The sequence below is a fragment of the uncultured Desulfovibrio sp. genome (assembly GCF_910584445.1).
Lineage (GTDB): Bacteria > Desulfobacterota > Desulfovibrionia > Desulfovibrionales > Desulfovibrionaceae > Desulfovibrio.
Window position 1 is genome coordinate 33,672 of record NZ_CAJUBO010000020.1, and the last position, 16,632, is coordinate 50,303.

The following is a 16,632-nucleotide window of genomic DNA, read 5'->3' on the forward strand; positions in this document are numbered from 1 at the left end:
AAGTATAATTTCAATAGATTACATCCTGTTTTTAATTTAAATCTCCCAAAAATCGACAGTGTGCCTGACAATCTGGAAGAAGTTTTCCGGCCGTGGAGTCGTTGACTGCACGCCATGTTCTGGACTCCTCCGGACGCGGGCAGTCCAGAATCCCATACCGGGATATGATATGCCGAGGTATGCTGGAATGGAATGGGATGCGACTCATATTTTCAGAAGATTCCAGGAATAATGATGGCGAATATATATACGTTATATAGAGGTAATTTGTATTCGATAAATATTTTAAATAGTTATGTAGATAATTAAGTTTTTTCAATCAAAACTTATTGCACTGGGAAAATGCCATCATGAACACCATGATTGCAGAAATAAATACATATACATCGACAAGTAAAAACTTGTCAATGAAGTCGTCTGCTCTGAAGGCGCTCCTCAGTATATGGCAACGAGTGAACAGCAGAAGCGAATCAACTGCAGATATGGAAATTGCTGTCTCCACATCTGCACTGCAGACACTTGCGCGTGGGGTGATCATGCGCGTCTGCCCTGGCATCCTTGTTCTTGGCATCGCCCTGTGCGTCCCCGGGCGAAATGTGTCCTTGGCACATGAAGCTCAGGCGGACGATGTTCTCTCTGTCGAAAAACCGTGGCTGACCGGCACAGGGACCCTCGCGACAGTTACCGGCCAGGAATCCCCTGCGCGAATGCTGCATGTTCCCCTCGCGGAAGCGCGCGAAGACCTCCACGACAGCGCGAAGCCGGAGCGGCATATAGGCTCCCTGACCGGTGAAATCCCCTCCGGGACCTTGCGCGAAGAGGATGCCGCACTGAAGCGCAGGGCGCGGCTCGTGGGTACGCGCATGCGTACCCTTTACGGACCGGAAGCGGCATACCAGAACGCCTTCATCGATGCAGAGGAAGAGAGCGGAAGCCGTCATATCGTCGCTGTCATGATGCCGCTTACGGAAGTCTGGGAGGGAGCTGCTTTCGGGCATTTGAGTTTTTTCGCATTAAAGCACGGAAGCCACAGCGCGGGGCGGGAGTCACTGGACCTGCGTTTTGGAATGAATCCGGGCAGGAGTTTCCGGCCGTGGTTTGCGCTCACGCCCTACCTGAACTTTGGCGATGCGGAAGGGGAAGGCCTGGGCATAACGGCTGGAATGTCACAGGCATGGCGAAAGGGCGCGGATCTTTCCGCAGAAGTATTCGCGTGGCGTCCCTGGGATGAAGGCTATTACACCATCGTTGAAGACGGGAGGAAACACGGCGCTGCCCTCGCCATCACGCTCCCCTTCACGGACAGGCTGACGCTCAATAGCCGCGCATATTACGAGGAACTCGAGCTTGGCGCGGGCGCACGGAGCGGAGAGCAGTACGCCGGCAATCGCTATGCGATCAATGCCAGAGCCTGTTATCGACTGCTCCGGCGCGATGGAGCCTATATGGGATATGGGTTCCGCGATGACAGGTTATGGAACGAATATCTGGTCGGCTCCGAACTGGGGATTTTCCTCCAGGTGGATTTCCAACGCTATTTCAAGCCTGACGGATTTGATGCGCTCAATCCTGTGCCCGAAGTCTTCGCGCAGGAGGTGGGGCTTTCCCTTCAATATGCCTTTTCCCCGCATTTTGGGCTGACCGCGGAAGGGTTTCTTGGCCGCGACCCTGATCGCGACCTGCAATTTGGCGAACTTGCCGGAGTGAACGGGCGGTTGATCGTGGTGGCAACTCCGAATCTGCGGATATGGGCTGGAGCATCGTATATGAAGACCAATACAACGCTTGAAAGTTCCGGTGGCGAGGAGACGGCAATTTCCTTTGGCATAAACTACGCCTTTTAGGTTTTTTCTTTCTGAACAACGGAGAAAAGACCTGCTGCGGAGTTCTTGCAGGAAGCGCAACGTATCCCACGGCGTCCCCGCTTCGCGGTTGTGGGATGTTCCTTGGGAAAATGTTCTAGACCGCTTGCCGGACCCTCGCCGGCGCGGTGCCATAACGGGAGACAGCTATGCATCGAGGTCATCTTGCCTGGATTTTGCTCATCATCGCGCTTGGCGCATTTGCCGGAGGCTGCGCGAGCCGCTACGGGACAGACCAGGCCGCTGAAACGCCGGGAACCAGCCCAAAGATACAGCTTGCGGTCCTGCCGTTCCACAGTGTTTCCGAAGCGCGCGGTTCCGGAATGATCGTTTCCGATGTTTTGACCAACCAGTTGTATGCGCTTGGCAACTCTGCCGTCATGCCACCCGAGCAGGTCGTCGCGCGCCTGGCGGACCGGGAGAGCGAAGCCATATCGCCCCGGGAGGCCGGTGCCCTGCTGGGGGCGCCATATATTTTGACCGGCAGGGTGACGGAGTACACCTACAAGGCCGGCGTTGGCGAGACGCCGGTCATCGGCGTGACCGCACGGCTGATAGAGGCGTCAAGCGGCGCCGTTGTGTGGAGTGCCACGCGGACCGCCACTGGCGGGGGAAACTGGTTTCAGGAAGACAGCCTCTCGCGTTTGACCCTGGTGCTCTGCAAGGATCTCGCCGGCTCTCTGAACAGTTTCCTGGAAAATCACCTGTTGCCTGCGCGCGCAGCCTCCGCGGCTCCGCAATACCCGGGGTCCGGCATGAGCGGGCAGAGGTAGCCCCGCATGCATCGGGCGGTTTTTCCTCTTGCAGCGAAGACACGCATCCTGTTGTAGCGCCATGAAATTGCAACGCTGGGCCTTTCTCAGGGAACTGATCCCTCTGGCCGTCCTCCTGATGGTCCTTGAGTATTCCGTCGTTGGAGGGAGGCTGCTCACCGGGGAGCCTTCCCCCCTCTGGCTGCTCGTCCTGCTCATTGCGCCCCGGCGTGGCTCCCTTGCCGGATTCGTCTGTGGCCTTGCGGCGGCAGCCATATATTTGTGGTGCATGTCCGAACAGGGCCATCTCTGGCAGGATATGCTGCATCGCCAACCCTCGCTCCTGATAGAGCCGGGACTGTTTCTGCTGTTTGGCGTCTATCTGGGCGCGCTCGGCGAGAGCCAGACCAGGAGGATGGAACATTTCAGGGACAAGGCCCTGTCCCTGGCCGCGCAGCTGGATTCCTGCGAGATACAGCGGACGGAGCTTGAGCGAAGCCGGATCGCCATGGAAAAGCGCATCGCCGGACAGGGCGCAACGCTTCTGACCCTGCATGACAGTTTCAAAAGACTGGGCAGGGCAACTTCTGAAGAAGATCTCCTGCGTGCGCTTGAGAGCCTGCTGCGCGAGGAAAGCCGTGCCGAGAGCTGCGGCATCTGGCGCATTTCCCAGGGAGACCACCGCCTTGTCTGCGGACGGTCCGGGGGAGATGTTCCGGCGATTGCCGTGGCCGTTGGCAAAAATCACAAAGTACTCAGCGCCGCGGACTGGTCACGCAAGAGCGACGTCCCCCCGGGGGCGGACCTGGCCGCGCTTGTCCGGGATGCCGAATCGGAACGGCTGGTCGTCGCGCTTGCGGGGTGCCCTTTCGTCCGCCTGACGCGGGATCTCGCCCTGCGGATCGGCCTGCTGGCGGAGCAGGCCGGCCTTGTGCTGGAGGCGTTGCGGAACCGGGAAATATTGCGGCGCCAGGCGGCACTGGATACGGAATCCGGTCTTGTCAGCGAAACCTATCTTCGCCGCAGGGTGAACGAGGAAACAGCGCTTGCCGTGCGGCACAAGACGCCGCTTTCCCTGCTGGCATGTTCGATCACCGGCCATCGCGAAAAGACGCGATCCCGGCTCGAGACCGCGCTTTCCTGTTCGATCCGGGCGTGTATCCGCTTCAGTGACGGGCTTGCCTGGTTCCGGAACGAACGGGCGTTCGTCATCGTTCTGCCTCAGTGCGACGAGCGCGGAGCCGCGATCGTTTTGAAGAAGATCGAATCCAACCTTGAAATGCTGGAGTTGCGGGATGCGCGGAACCAGGCGGTGTACGAACTCGCCTGGAGCATCCATGCGTGTGATGGCACGCTGAAGGGCGATGCCGTTTTCGCGCGGCTCTTTGCCGACATGCGCCGGGAGGCGCGCGCATGATCCCGGTGGCGGACATGCGCGTGGCCGGCAGGGAGCGCCGCCTGCGCGCTCTGGGGCTGCTTCTGGGGGCGCTCTCCCTGTGCGCCGCCATTGCCGGCTCGTTCGCCATCATGACGCAATACCTTCCTGGCATCATGGTGGCGCATTTCCTGGCCGCCATAACGGGCGGCTACGCGGGAGCCGTTGCGGACAGGCGCCGGCTCGGCGCGCATTTCTTTCCGTGGATCGTGGCGTTCACGATGCCGCTCTTTGGGGGAAGCGCGGCCTATTTTCTTCTGGAGACCATGAAAAAGCCGCGGTCGGGAAGGCTGCTGGAAGAGTACGCCGCATATCTGAATGACGCCGCCTCCTACAGGGAGAGCGTGCCGGTCGCGGCGCGTTCCACGCCCGCGGAACCCGTTTCCCTGAGTGATGTGCTGTCCAATCCCGTGTCGGATGCGGAGCAGAGGATAGCCATAGAATATCTGGCAGAGATGGAAACACAGGCGGCATTCGAGATTTTGCGAAAAGCGGTGTCGTCCGCCGGCCGTGAAGCCTATTTTTTCGCAATGACTGCCATGACGCAGATGGAAGACAAAATGCTTGCCCAGCTTGGCGAGCTTGAGGACAAGATCAGACACGACGGCGAAGGCCAGGCGCCTGAAGAGCTGCTGTTGAAAACGGCAACGACGTATATCGATTTCATTTATTATCGATTTGCCACAGGGGAAAGACGCGCGGAATATCTTCACAGGGCGGAAACACTGTTGCGGAACGCGCTTGACCGCCCTGCAACAGACCCCAGGAAAAGGGATGAAGCCCTGATCCTGCTGGGCAGGGTAAAGCTTGCGCTGAACGATGGCGAGAGCGCGGCGAACTGCTTCAGCCGGCATATCGAAAGAAACCCCTCGCGCAGTCTGGGGTATCTCTGGCGCGCTGAAGCCTGGCATGCGCTCGGCAACCACGCGCGCCTGCGGGAGGACCTCCGGTCCGCCCGCGAACATGGGGAAATTCCCCCCAACATGCTGTCGGTCCTGGATTTCTGGCTCCCGGAAACGACGGGTGAAGCGAAAGCAGCACCGGCGTCGGCAGGCCCGCATCTTCCAACCCCATTCACGGTGGATCTGTGAAAGACGCATTTGTGGAACTTGTCCGCGAGCTGCGGGGAACCGTTCGCGCCCGGCGGCAGGAAAAGCTGCGGGAGGTCGAACTCGCCTGGAGCGCCGGCGAGCTTGCGGGATTTCGCCTGTTTGTCATGGGCCTGCATTCCTCGGAAATGGTCGATGTCTGTTACGCGCTCTCGGATGCCCAGGCCGTGCCTTTGCTGGAAATACTGGGAGATTTCGCGGAAAAGGACCCCGAGTTGATGCAGATCGCCTTCCGGTCCATGGAAAAAACTTCATCCCTTGCACGGACCTTTCTCGCCAACCGGCTGATCGCATCCACAAAACCGGAAGTGCGCGCAAGGACCTGCGAAATGCTGGGCAATTCCGGCGCGCAGGCGGAACCGCTCCTGAAACGGGCGCTGGGGGATCGCGATACCCGGGTCCAGCGCGCCGCCCTTGACGCCATTTCCCGCGGCGATTTCAAGCGCCTGGGCCTCAACGTCGTTCCCCTTTTGCGCAGCGGCGACAGGGAGGTGCGCTTCGCGGCCCTGGGGGCGGTCGCGCGTCTGGGCGTGACCTCGCCCTCACTGATCGATGACCTTCTGGCCCTTCTTCAGGATGCTTCCCAGAATGAACAGACGCGCAGGCTTGCCGCGGGGGTCCTGGCCCGCGCGGCAAGCGGGAAGGGCCGCGCCGTCCTGCTTGAGGCCCTGCGTTCTCCCGGAGCGGAGCATACCCTGCGCGTGGCCGCGGCGGAGTCCCTGAGCGGCTATGACGATCTGGAAGCGATCAAGGCCGTCCTGCGCGCCGTTGATGACCGGGACGCCGTTGTCGCCAAAACCGCGCGCATGTCATTGAGCCGGAAACATTCGCAGGCGTTCGCCGAGATCCTTGCGCGCAATCTCGATGATGCGGACATGCGGGTCGCGGAACTGGCCGCCGAGATGCTCGGCGGCCTGGACGCGCGCCTCGTCAGGGATATCCTGATGAACCGGCTGAAAACCGAGCGGCGCATCCCGGTCGTAAGCGCCCTGGCGCAGGCCATGAGCAAGGGGGGCATCCCGGGAACATGGGACGCGCTCATCGCCAAGCAACATGGGGAAAACATCTGTTCGCCCGCGTTTTTCCATGCCCTGGCGGATGTTGCGGAAGAAGACGACCTGCGGCGATTCGCCGCTCTTTTTGACGATGTCCGGGATGCTGAAACCAGGCGCGTGATCATGGACCGGCTGGCGCTTTTTGCGCGCACCTCTCCCGTTGCCCCGGAGGTCGAAACTCTGGCCGTGCGCGTCCTCAACGAGCCGGACACGACCCTGCATATCCCGGCCGCCACGATCCTCACCCATGTTTCCGGTCTGGATGCGCCAACGCGCACGCGTGTCTGGGAGTGCCTGGCAGCCGCCGGGGAAGACCCGCGGGTCACGCGCGCAGTCGCCGAGATGCTGCGGAACAGGGGGGGCGCCCTGGCGGACCTTTTTCTGGGCGCTCCGCCCACGGCGGCCGGTCTTCTGGCGCAGGCGGCGACGGAAGCGTCCTGCCCCGGCGAGGGGGCCGCGCAGCTTTTCCGCACTGTGGCCCACTGGGCCAGGACCGGCGCGCCACGCGCGAAGGACGCGCTGCACGCCATGGCCCTTCTCGCCCCGGCAGCGCTCGTAACAGCCATGGCGAACTGCGCGGACCAGATATTTCTCCTTGAAGCATGGAGCGCATTGCCGGAGCAGGAGCGCGCATCGAACCGCCCGGATCTTCAGGCTTTTTTTGCTGAAGCCACCCCTGCGGACGCGCTTGCCGGCATCCGCATCCTCACACGCCTCCAGGATCTTCGCAGCCTCAACGCCATGGCGGACGTGGCCTTCACGTCCAAGGATCCCGCAGTTCGCAAGGCCGCCCTGGAGTTGACCAGGGAGCTTATCCTGGCCCCGTAGAGATCGGCATGAATTCGGATGTCTGCATAATCACGGAAGGAACCTTTCCGTACGTCATGGGCGGCGTCTCCACCTGGATCGCCCAGATCATCGAATCGATGCCGGACCTGAAGTTCAGCGTCCTCAACATCTCCGCCTCCCGCAAGACGCAACGTCAGATCCGGTATGATCTTCCCAAGAATCTTGTGGGGATCAGCGATGCGTTCATCTTCGATTCCGCCTTCAGCGGACTGGCAAATCTGGAAAATCTGCAGGATGTCTTCCTTTTTGACTATGCAAGACCCCGACTGGGGAAAGAGATCATCAGCAGCCACGCGCTGACCAGGGAAAAGGAAGAAGCGCTCCTGAGCGTATATCGCGCGTTGAGCACCGGCGGAAGCCTTGAGATGGGCGATATTTCCGCGCTGGTGCAGGGTTTTGAGAGCGACGAGGAATTCATTGAGACAATGGCGCACAGCTATTCCGCCTGGGAGGTGATCAAACGGCTGTATCACGAGATCGGCATCCCGGGCTTGAGCTTCCTGGATTATTTCTGGAGTTTTCGCGCGCAGTACATGCCCATCTTCAATGTCTTGCGCGCATCATTGCCAAAGGCGCGCGTCTATCACGCCGCATGCACAGGCTACGCGGGGCTTCTGGGGGCGCGCGCGGCATATGAGTCCGGGCGGCCGCTCATCCTGACGGAGCATGGCATCTATTCCCGCGAACGGCGCATCGAGCTGGCAAAGGTGGACTGGCTTTCCTCCTCCGGCGAAAGCCGCTTTTTGCAGCTCGAACGCTCGCGGAACTGGTTCCGTGAGCGCTGGATGGCGCTCTTCCAGTCCCTTTCCCATGCCGCGTATGACAACGCCTCAAAAATCATTTCCCTCTATCGGGGCAACGGAGAGATCCAGATCAGCGAAGGCGCTCCGCGGGACAAGGTGGAGATCATTCCCAACGGGATCATTACGGATACCTTCAGGAACATCCCCCGGCAGCGAAAAGCGCCGGGTGAACCGCTTCGGGTGGGCTTTGTGGGTCGCGTCGTGAGCATCAAGGACATAAAGACCCTGTTGCGCGCCATGTCGCTGCTGTCCGCCTGGGATGTTCCGTTCCGGACCACCGTTGTCGGTCCCCTTGATGAAGAGCCTGAATATGTCGCGGAATGTCTCGATCTTCTGGAAAAACTCGATCTCCACAGCAAGGTCTTTTTTGTGGGTCCTCGCCGCGATCTGGACAAGGTGTATGCCGAAATGGATGTGCTGTTGCTCACCAGCGCCAGCGAAGGCTTTCCCTATGTCGTCCTGGAAGCCAATTGCGCGGGCCTGCCTGTTGTCGCCACGGATGTGGGCGCGTGCAGGGAAATCCTCACCGGCATCGGCAAGGACGACAGGGCGCTGGGACCAAGCGGCCGGATCACGCCGGTGGGCGATCCCGAAGCGACCGCCTCCGAACTTGCCCGCTTCGCGCGCGATCCTGACGCACTGTACAGATACGGCCTGACAGGTCGGGAGCGCGCGCTGCGGTATTATGATCTGGAAAAGATCATGCGCCAGTACCGGGATATATACGAGACGTATATTTTTGCGGCCAAAAAACCCCGACACGCCCGCGCGACGGACGATGCGCGGACGCTGCCGCACGGAGTCCACTGATGGCAGGTATCGGTTTTCGCCTCCAGCGCATCCTTGCCTCAAACAGTTACGGTTCCCTTGCCGCGGCATACGGGTATTCGGCGATCATCGCCTCCGGCCCGTGGATGCTCTCCATGTTGAGCCTCATGGGCATAGGGGCGTTCATGGCCGCCGATCCCGGCGCGCAGGGCGAGGCCGCGAATCCCGTCGATATCTTCGGTACCGTCACCACATATGTGTATGCGGGTTCCATCCTGCTTGGCGGCACGATCCACCAGGGAGTCTCGCGCTATATTTCCGACCGTCTTTATGCCTCCGAAATGGAAGGGATCCTGCCCGCCTTTCTGTCTTCCGCCTCGATGGTCCTGGTTTTGGGCCTGGTGTGCGCCGGGCCATGGTTCGCCTTTTCCGGCTTGCCCGCGGCGGAGGCGTTTGCCGCGTTCCTGATGTTCCAGAGCCTGTCGCTTACCTGGCTCGCCATGGTTTTCCTTTCCGCCGCCAAGGGCTACGGCCAGATCGTGGGGGGCTTCTGCGGCGCCAATGCGGTGGGCGTCATCCTGGCCGTTCTTGGCTACAGGTATTTTGCGTTGACCGGGGTACTCGCCGGCTACGGCCTGGGGCAGTTTTTGCTTGCCATCTGGCTGAGCTGGCGCATTTTTTGCGAATTTCCTTCCTACAGCCCCTGCGAGCGCACGCTCATCGCCTTTTTATGGAAAAAACGCCGGCTCGCGGCCCTCGGCTTCGTCTTCAATCTCGGCATATGGATCGACAAATTCCTTGTCTGGCACAGCCCTCTGGGGCGCGAGGTCATCGGCTGGTTCCGCTGCGCGGAGACCTACGATACCTGCCTCTTTTTTGCCTATCTGACCACCATTCCGGCCATGGCCGTCTTTCTGCTCCGTGTGGAGACGTCTTTTTACAGGAACTACAGCGTGTATTTCAATGCCGTCACATGCGGGGGGGATATTGCAGCCATTGAATACGGCAAGCAAAAAATCGGCGACAGCCTGAAACTCTCCGCAGAGCGCCTGCTGGCCTCGCAGGGGATCATCACCCTCGTTCTGATCGTCCTTGCGCCCTGGTTCGCGGGCTTCCTCGGCCTGTCATCGGCTGATGTGCCCACATTGCGGTGGGGGCTTCTGGCGGCGTTTCTGCAGGCGCTCCTTCTGTTTCTGCTCATCTTCTTTCTGTATTTTGACTGGCAGGTCCGCGCTCTCCTGCTTTCAACGCTCTTCTGTTGCTGCAATGCGGCCTTCACCTGGCTGAGCATCCTCCAGGGAGACGAATATCTTGGCCTGGGGTACCTGTTTGCCCTGCTGCTCTCGCTCGCAGCCGGGGTCATCATGTTTGAACGCGCACTGGACCGTCTGGAATTTGAAACATTCGCCAAGCAGCAAATGGGCGTTTGAGCATGAGACTGGTGGCTGCCAAAGCGCGCAGAGACATTGACATCAAATTTCTTGCTTCAGTCCTGTGCGGTATTCTTGCGGTTGCAGCAAACGCATTTTCCGCATCTGGAACAGGAGAGGTTTCTCCTGATGCCCATGAAGCACTGGAAACACCATATATGCAGAAAAATCTTTACTCCAGACTTTTCGGCTCAGAAGAGCCACGCCATATCACATGGCTTTGCTATTACGGACAGGATCGGGAAGTCCTCGCGCTTTCCGGGTACGACCTGCTCATTCTTGAAGCGGATGCCCTCGGCCCCGTCACAAAGGAGGACAAGGGCGACCGGATGTGCCTGGCCTACATGAGCATCGGCGAAATTTCCCAAAGCCGCTGGTTCTGGCCGCTTGTCCGGGATAAGCCCTGGCTCCTTGAAGAAAATCCCGACTGGCCCGACGCGCGCAGGATAGACCCGCGCAGCCCGGAATGGAGCGACCTGCTGGTCGACACCATCGCCCCGGCGCTTCTGGCGGCAGGCTATGACGGCTTTCTGCTGGATAATGCCGATATCGGCGAATACCTGGAAAACAGGGACCCGGCGGCATACGCCGGGTCCAGGGACGCGGTCGCGAATATCATCAGGCGCTTGCGTCGTCGTTTTCCGGAGGCCGCGCTCATTGCGAACGGCGCCCTTGAAACCGCCGCGGACACCGCCGACTGCCTCGACGCCGTTGTCTGCGAAAGCACAGTGTCCCGATGGCGAACCAACGAAGATGGCTCCGTTTTTTATGAGCAGATTTCGCCACAGGACCGGGCATGGCTCCGCCCCAGGCTTTTGCGCCTTCGCGGCGCGGGTCTTCCCGTCCTGGCGCTGGAATATGTCGCCCCCGACGACGCGGTCACGCGGCAACGCGTGCGTGAGGCGGTACAACACGCGGGGGATCATCCCTATATGGCGGAGCGTCAGTTGATGCGCCTCCCTTCGACAAAACAGCCCGAGAGCGCCTTGTCGGGGGCCGAGTGACGTTCTTTGTCTAGGATACCTGTATGAAAAAATCGTATCTTGGCGCGCTGTTGGCTTTCGTTCTGGTGACAGGCGCAATCGCGTGGCTGTCCATGCCCAATGAAACGACATGGGTCGCCATGTATCTGGACAACAGAAAGCTGAGACGCGCTGAAGAATTATTAACGAAACAGTATCAGCGCGATCCCACTGATCTTGCGTCAGCGGCAAAGCTTGTCGATACCCTGGAAGCGCTGGGAGAAACCCGGCGCGCGAAAGAGATCGTGCAGGAGGTCTTGCAGCGCGATCCGGGCAATATCCAATGGAAACGCCGGCTGGCGATCGTTCTGCTGGCCGAGAACGATCCGCTCGCCGCGGCCCGTACCCTGCCGCCCCATGAGCGCGACAGGGAGTTTTGGCGCAGCCTTGCCCAGGGCTACCATGACATTTCCGAAGACGAACTTGCCGAAACAGCGCTTTTCGCAGGGCATGAGGACGCTGCCGACAGGGCGGAAGCCTGGCGGACCCTGGCCTTGTGGCGCGCGGAGCGCAACGATACGCAGGGCGAGAAAGAGGCGCTGGAACAGGCGCTGCACCATGCCCCCGGGGATGAGGAACTCATTGCCCGCTATTTCCGCAACCGCGCCCGGGCGGGAGATCTGCCGGCGGCGCTCCGGGCCGCGGAAAGGCTCCCCAGGCCGCTCGGGCGCGAGTATCTGGAAGCGCTGTACGAGCTGTATCGCACACATCAGGAGTACAAGGCGGCGCAAGGCATCCTTGAGCAACTGATCGCCCGCGAAGACGCCACAGTGGCCGACTCGCTTGCGCTGGTCTCCATACTGTATCGCCAGAACGATCTGGAGAACGCGCAGGCCCTGCTCGAAAAACTGGCCGCGCGGGCGCACACGTTCCCGCCCGACGCACGGGAGGCCCTTCGCTCCCAGACGCAGGCCGTCCGGTCCGCGTTGCTGCTGGAAGCCGCCAAACGCGGGGAGGAACAGCCCATCTCCAGGGAGATCGCCGACCTGCGCGCCCGGTCCACGCCTCCGGAACCCGAAGTCCTGCGGAACCTGATCTATGCGTGTCTGCGCCTTTCGGACGTTTACGACGCGGCATCTGAAGACAACGCAGGAGAAACGCCCTTCCGGGGCAACCCGCAAACCGCGAGGGAGCGTTCGCGCTTCTGGCTGGAGCAGGCAAAAACGCTCTTTGCCCGGCATAGGGAAGTATTGCCGCCCGCCGAACGCGCCAACGCCCATTTGGCGGCGGACCTTGCGGAACGGAGCGGTGACTGGCGCGCCATGCTGGATGCCTGGAACAGCATTGCCGAAAACAGTGGACCAGACGTGCGGACCTTGCTGGGTATCGCCCGCGCCGCGCAGCATCTGCGCGACTATGAGACAAGCTGGCAACGTTTGCGCGAGGCGGAAGCGCGTGTGGAAAATGACGCCGACCTCCTGGCGCTGGCGTTGCAATCCCAGACCGTGGCCGCCGCCCTGCCCAAGGAATATCCACAGCGCGCGGAGAAACAGCGGCACGCTGACGCCCTGGCCCGCAAAAGCCTCGCGCAAGGCTGGAACGACGCCCTGGCGTTCAATCTGTTCTTTCGCGCGCTGGAGACACGGGACCTGCGCGAGGCGGAAGAACTCCTGCAGGCGCTGGAAAGCAGGGGGCTTGCCACGCCACGCGAGTATCTGGGCGTGGCCGAAGCGCAGGTGGCGACGTTGCGGCAGCCGAAGCGGGAAAAGGGCGCGAGAGAGGCGTTTGCGACCGTGCCTCCCGGCGCGGGACGGGACAGCGCCGCGCGAAACGCGCTCAAGGCTCTGGGGTCCGCCGAACCGGAGATGCTGCCGCGTCTTTTGTATGTGTTCACGGCGCTCAGGGACAGGCAGCAGGTCCTGGCCGTCCTGAAACGCATGGAACGCGCGCGGCTGCCCGAAACTCCCGCGACGTTGAGCCAGCTCGCGGACGCCTGGGGGTTTCTTGGCGATCGGAAGCGGCAGTTCGACCTCATGGAAAAGCGCGCGCATCTGACCGGGCAACTGGCCCACTGGAACGACGCCATCGATCTTCGGTACTGGAACGGTGATCATCAGGGCGCGTTGCGCCTTCTCGACGCGGCGGAAGCCCTCCATCCCCACAATGTCCCATTGACGGGACGCCGGCTTCTCATCCTTGTGGACATGGGCCGTTACGGGCAGGCCATGCGGGTTTTCCAGCAGGCCCGGAGGCAAGACCCGGAAATCAGCAAGCGACTGCCGGCGGAAAGCGTGGCGGCCCTGGCTGTGGCCTGTGACAGAAGCGGCAGCCCCGAACGCGCGCGGCATTTTTTTCAGCTTTCCCTGGCAAGGGAACCCGCGAATGCCCGCGCCGTCCTCGGGCTTGCGGACCTGCTCCGCCGGGAGGGAAAGACCGCCGCAGCCGCGCGCCTTTTGGAAGGATTGCTGGAACGCGATCCGGAAAATCTCTGGGCGCGGGCCGCGCTGGCCGAGGTGCGTCCGTCCCGGGGAAAACGCCATTACGAAAGTATCCGCGCACGTGTCCGGGACGATGCCGATGCCGGGGAAAAAGCGCTGCTGGCCCTCGCGCTGCGGCGGACAGGCCGGCTCAGGGAGGCACTTCGCGTCTATGCGGACCTGACGCGGGATGCGGAAAGAAGCCCCGCGCTCCTGTGCGACTATGCGCAGGCTCTCATGGAGGCGGACAGGCCCGGAGAAGCGAAAAAGGTTTTGCGGCAGTCCATGCGGGAGTTTCCGCAGCATCTTCCCACACGGCGGCTGCTCGCGGCGAGCTTCATCCGCGAAAAAGAGTATGCGCGCGCCGAGGCGTGCCTGCGTGACGCCCTGGGCATCGCGCCGCGCGATCCCGAACTCTTGCGCGAGCTTGCCGTTGTGCAGCACGCGCAAAAAAAATTCTGGTCCGCGCAAAAAAGCTGGCTCGATGCGGGCAAACGCTGATGTCTCGCCCATTTTTCCCGCACCTGAGCGGTCCGGAAGCATGAACACAAAAGCGAACATCCTGCAATTCCGGCAAGAAAACGGGCAGCCCGCAAACGAACTGGAAGACCTTTTGGAAACGATGGACGACCCCGGGAATCCGACTCCGGAGCTTCTTTTCAAGGATCTGGACCACCTGCCCGAAAGAGAAGGGAAGGGAAAATGCCTTTTCACCCCTTGCAACCCCGATGGGAGCAAGCAATGAGCTGCAAACGTGCTGCCGGGGCGGGAATACTGCTTGCGGCCCTCCTCACGGCCTCTCCGGCGCCGGCAGAGACCCGCGACATCGTCAGGGGCACTGACCGTGATGACGTTATTTTTGGCGATCTCGGCCAATTCCCGGGCAAGGGCATCCTGGGGGACGGCGGACTCCCCGCGAGCCTGCGGGCGCTGGACAACAGGGAACTCATCGAGATCGGCCGCATGCTCGAAGGCAAAAACGGCATCGAGGGACCGGACGACACTGCCGATGTCATACATGGGGGCGCCGGGAACGACATCATCTTTGCGCAGGGAGGCAACGACGCCATCGACGCCGGCCCGGGGAGCGACATCGTCTTCGCCGGGTCCGGCAATGACTGCATCATGTATGATCCCGCGGACAGATTCATTGACGGCGGCTCTGGCATCGACATCCTCGTGGCCGGCCCGGGAGCGCCGTCCCTGCGGTCGCTGAAGGAAAAAGGGACTGTGGCGAACATCGAGGTCCTGCTGGTCCTGGACGACATGGACCCCCTGGAAGGAGTGCGCGGGATACGCGTCGAGGATGACAAGGTCGTTCTCGACGCAACTGTCTGGAAAGCGGGCGGCGAGGGGCCGGGGATCTATGTTTCGCGGGACGATCCCGCGGCAAGAATCGAAGTCGATCCCGGCGTGGACATCGTCTGGGGGATATGAAGAAGCCTCCAGCGCGCCAGGCATGATGGACTCGAAATTTTGATGTACCATGCCGCGCCGGATCGCCAGCAGAGCGGCGTCAAGCTCTGCGAAGGTGTCTCGCGTTTTCCGTCTGTTTCATCATGTGAACGTGATTACTTGGACAGACGAAAGAGAAAGGGGGGCAAAAATCCGCCTTTTCCTGTACGAGGCAAACTTTCCCTGAAGAGGGGCGCGACACGCAAAAAGGGGGGGACCTATGTCCCCCCTTTTTGCGGATTCCTGATTGCGGACGTTATTTCACCAATTGCGGCTGCTGCTTGTTCTGGTCCATGGGGCTGATACTGGCCGCCTTGGACGTGGACATGAGATAGATCTCGTGCGGGTCCAGGATCAGGATGACCGAACCATCGCCCATGATGGTGGCGCCGGAAATGCCCTTGAGGTCTCCCAGATAGGCGCCGAGCGGCTTGATGACGATCTCCTGGCGCTCCAGCAGTTCATCCACCACCAGGCCAAGGCGGCGTTCATTGTCGTGGATGACGACCACGGAAAGGACTTCCGGCAGGGTCTCTGTTGAACGGGGCAGACCGAGCATTTCCGAAAGCTCAACGATGCCGAGCACTTCCCCGCGCAATGTCACGGCCTTGCGACCTTTGACATCCGTAAGGCGCACGGTCTCGATCTTTGTGGTCTCAGAGACGGCATCCAGCGGGATGGCATACATCTGGCCGGAAACATTGACCATGAGCGCGTCGATGATGGCGAGCGTCAGCGGCAGGCTCAGGGTGAAACGCGTGCCCTTGCCGACCTCGGAGTAGGTATTGACGCTGCCCTTGAGGTTCTTGATATTGGTCCGCACCACATCCATGCCAACGCCGCGGCCGGAGATATCCGTAATCTTTTCGGCAGAGGAGAAGCCGGGGGCGAAAATCAGTTCAATGGCCTCCCTGTCGTCCAACTGGGCAGCCTCTTCCGGCGAAATGATGCCCTTCTTGATGGCGACTTCGCGCATCTTGTTGGGGTCGATGCCCTTGCCGTCATCCTCGATCTCGATGGCGACGGAGTTGCCCTTGTGGAAGGCGCGCAGGGTCACCTTGCCCTTGGCCGGCTTGCCTTGTGCAAGACGCTGCTCCTCGGGTTCGATGCCGTGGTCCACGGAGTTGCGGATAAGGTGGACAAGCGGGTCGCCGATGACCTCGACCACGCTTTTGTCCAGTTCCGTCTCTTCGCCCTCCATGATGAGATCCACCTCTTTGCCGCTTTTGCGCGAAAGGTCGCGCACAAGTCGGGGGAAGCGGGAAAAGACGGAAGAGACGGGCACCATGCGGACCTTCATGATGGTATCCTGAAGGTCATCGGAAATGCGCGCCATGGCGTACGTGGTCTCGGAAAGGCTCTGCGCCACCTCGGCCACGTTGATGCTGTCTTCGCTGCCTTCAAGCGAACGGGCGATCAGCGTGTAGCGGTTGCGGTTGATGATCAGCTCGCCGATGAGGTTCATGAGATGATCGAGCCGTTCGTGATCCACGCGGATGGTGGAGGAACTCTTGTGATCGCCGCCGGGGGCCGCGGCCTTGTTGTTGGCCGGAGCCGCCGCTGCCTTGCCGTTGGCCGCTGGCGCCGCAGCCGCTGCGGCGGGAGCCTGCTTTGCGGCGGGCGCGGCGGGAGCCTGCTGGGGGGCCGGGGCAGGCGCCGCCTTGGGCGCGGGGGC

The 16,632-nt window shown here is 61.2% G+C and carries 12 protein-coding genes; 11 read left to right on the top strand and 1 reads right to left on the bottom strand.

The annotated features are described in order from the left end of the window. The first annotated feature begins 350 nt into the window (after nt 1-350). From QZ294_RS09365 to QZ294_RS09415, 11 genes are all read left to right on the top strand, one after another. Nucleotides 351-1,844 (top strand): hypothetical protein, encoded by a 1,494-nt coding sequence (locus QZ294_RS09365; RefSeq protein WP_297049369.1) that lies wholly within the window; start codon nt 351-353, stop codon nt 1,842-1,844. Between the two features lie 194 nt (nt 1,845-2,038). Continuing rightward, entirely contained in the window at nt 2,039-2,635 is a 597-nt protein-coding gene (locus QZ294_RS09370) for a hypothetical protein (RefSeq protein WP_297049372.1), read from the top strand. 61 nt (nt 2,636-2,696) lie between these two features. Continuing rightward, entirely contained in the window at nt 2,697-4,031 is a 1,335-nt protein-coding gene (locus QZ294_RS09375; RefSeq protein WP_297049375.1) for a hypothetical protein, read from the top strand. Continuing rightward, a complete protein-coding gene (locus QZ294_RS09380; RefSeq protein WP_297049377.1) occupies nt 4,028-5,140 on the top strand; it encodes a hypothetical protein in 1,113 nt (370 codons plus the stop codon). Before QZ294_RS09375 ends, QZ294_RS09380 begins: the two co-directional genes overlap by 4 nt. Beyond that, complete coding sequence (locus tag QZ294_RS09385; protein ID WP_297049379.1) at nt 5,137-7,041, top strand: HEAT repeat domain-containing protein; 1,905 nt, start codon at nt 5,137-5,139, stop codon at nt 7,039-7,041. Before QZ294_RS09380 ends, QZ294_RS09385 begins: the two co-directional genes overlap by 4 nt. An 8-nt stretch (nt 7,042-7,049) precedes the next feature. Beyond that, the gene (gene pelF / locus QZ294_RS09390) at nt 7,050-8,675 is read left to right on the top strand and encodes a GT4 family glycosyltransferase PelF (RefSeq protein WP_297049381.1); all 1,626 of its coding nucleotides are present in this window, start codon (nt 7,050-7,052) and stop codon (nt 8,673-8,675) included. Next, nucleotides 8,675-10,063 carry an exopolysaccharide Pel transporter PelG gene (gene pelG, locus QZ294_RS09395; protein ID WP_297049384.1) on the top strand — a complete coding sequence of 463 codons (1,389 nt, stop codon included), beginning with the start codon at nt 8,675-8,677 and terminating at the stop codon, nt 10,061-10,063. The genes pelF and pelG overlap by 1 nt, the downstream gene beginning before the upstream one ends. A gap of 11 nt (nt 10,064-10,074) precedes the next feature. Further along, nucleotides 10,075-11,067 carry an endo alpha-1,4 polygalactosaminidase gene (locus QZ294_RS09400; protein ID WP_297049387.1) on the top strand — a complete coding sequence of 331 codons (993 nt, stop codon included), beginning with the start codon at nt 10,075-10,077 and terminating at the stop codon, nt 11,065-11,067. A 23-nt stretch (nt 11,068-11,090) separates the two neighbouring features. Beyond that, nucleotides 11,091-14,003, top strand: a complete 2,913-nt coding sequence (locus QZ294_RS09405) for a tetratricopeptide repeat protein (protein WP_297049390.1) — start codon at nt 11,091-11,093, stop codon at nt 14,001-14,003. Nucleotides 14,004-14,043: 40 nt separating this feature from the next. Further along, a complete protein-coding gene (locus tag QZ294_RS09410; RefSeq protein WP_297049394.1) occupies nt 14,044-14,247 on the top strand; it encodes a hypothetical protein in 204 nt (67 codons plus the stop codon). Further along, nucleotides 14,244-14,939 carry a hypothetical protein gene (locus tag QZ294_RS09415; RefSeq protein ID WP_297049397.1) on the top strand — a complete coding sequence of 232 codons (696 nt, stop codon included), beginning with the start codon at nt 14,244-14,246 and terminating at the stop codon, nt 14,937-14,939. Before QZ294_RS09410 ends, QZ294_RS09415 begins: the two co-directional genes overlap by 4 nt. A gap of 274 nt (nt 14,940-15,213) precedes the next feature. Here the strand turns inward: QZ294_RS09415 and QZ294_RS09420 are convergent. Further along, a partial coding sequence (locus QZ294_RS09420) for a chemotaxis protein CheA (RefSeq protein ID WP_297049400.1) occupies nt 15,214-16,632 on the bottom strand: 1,419 nt, incomplete at its 5' end.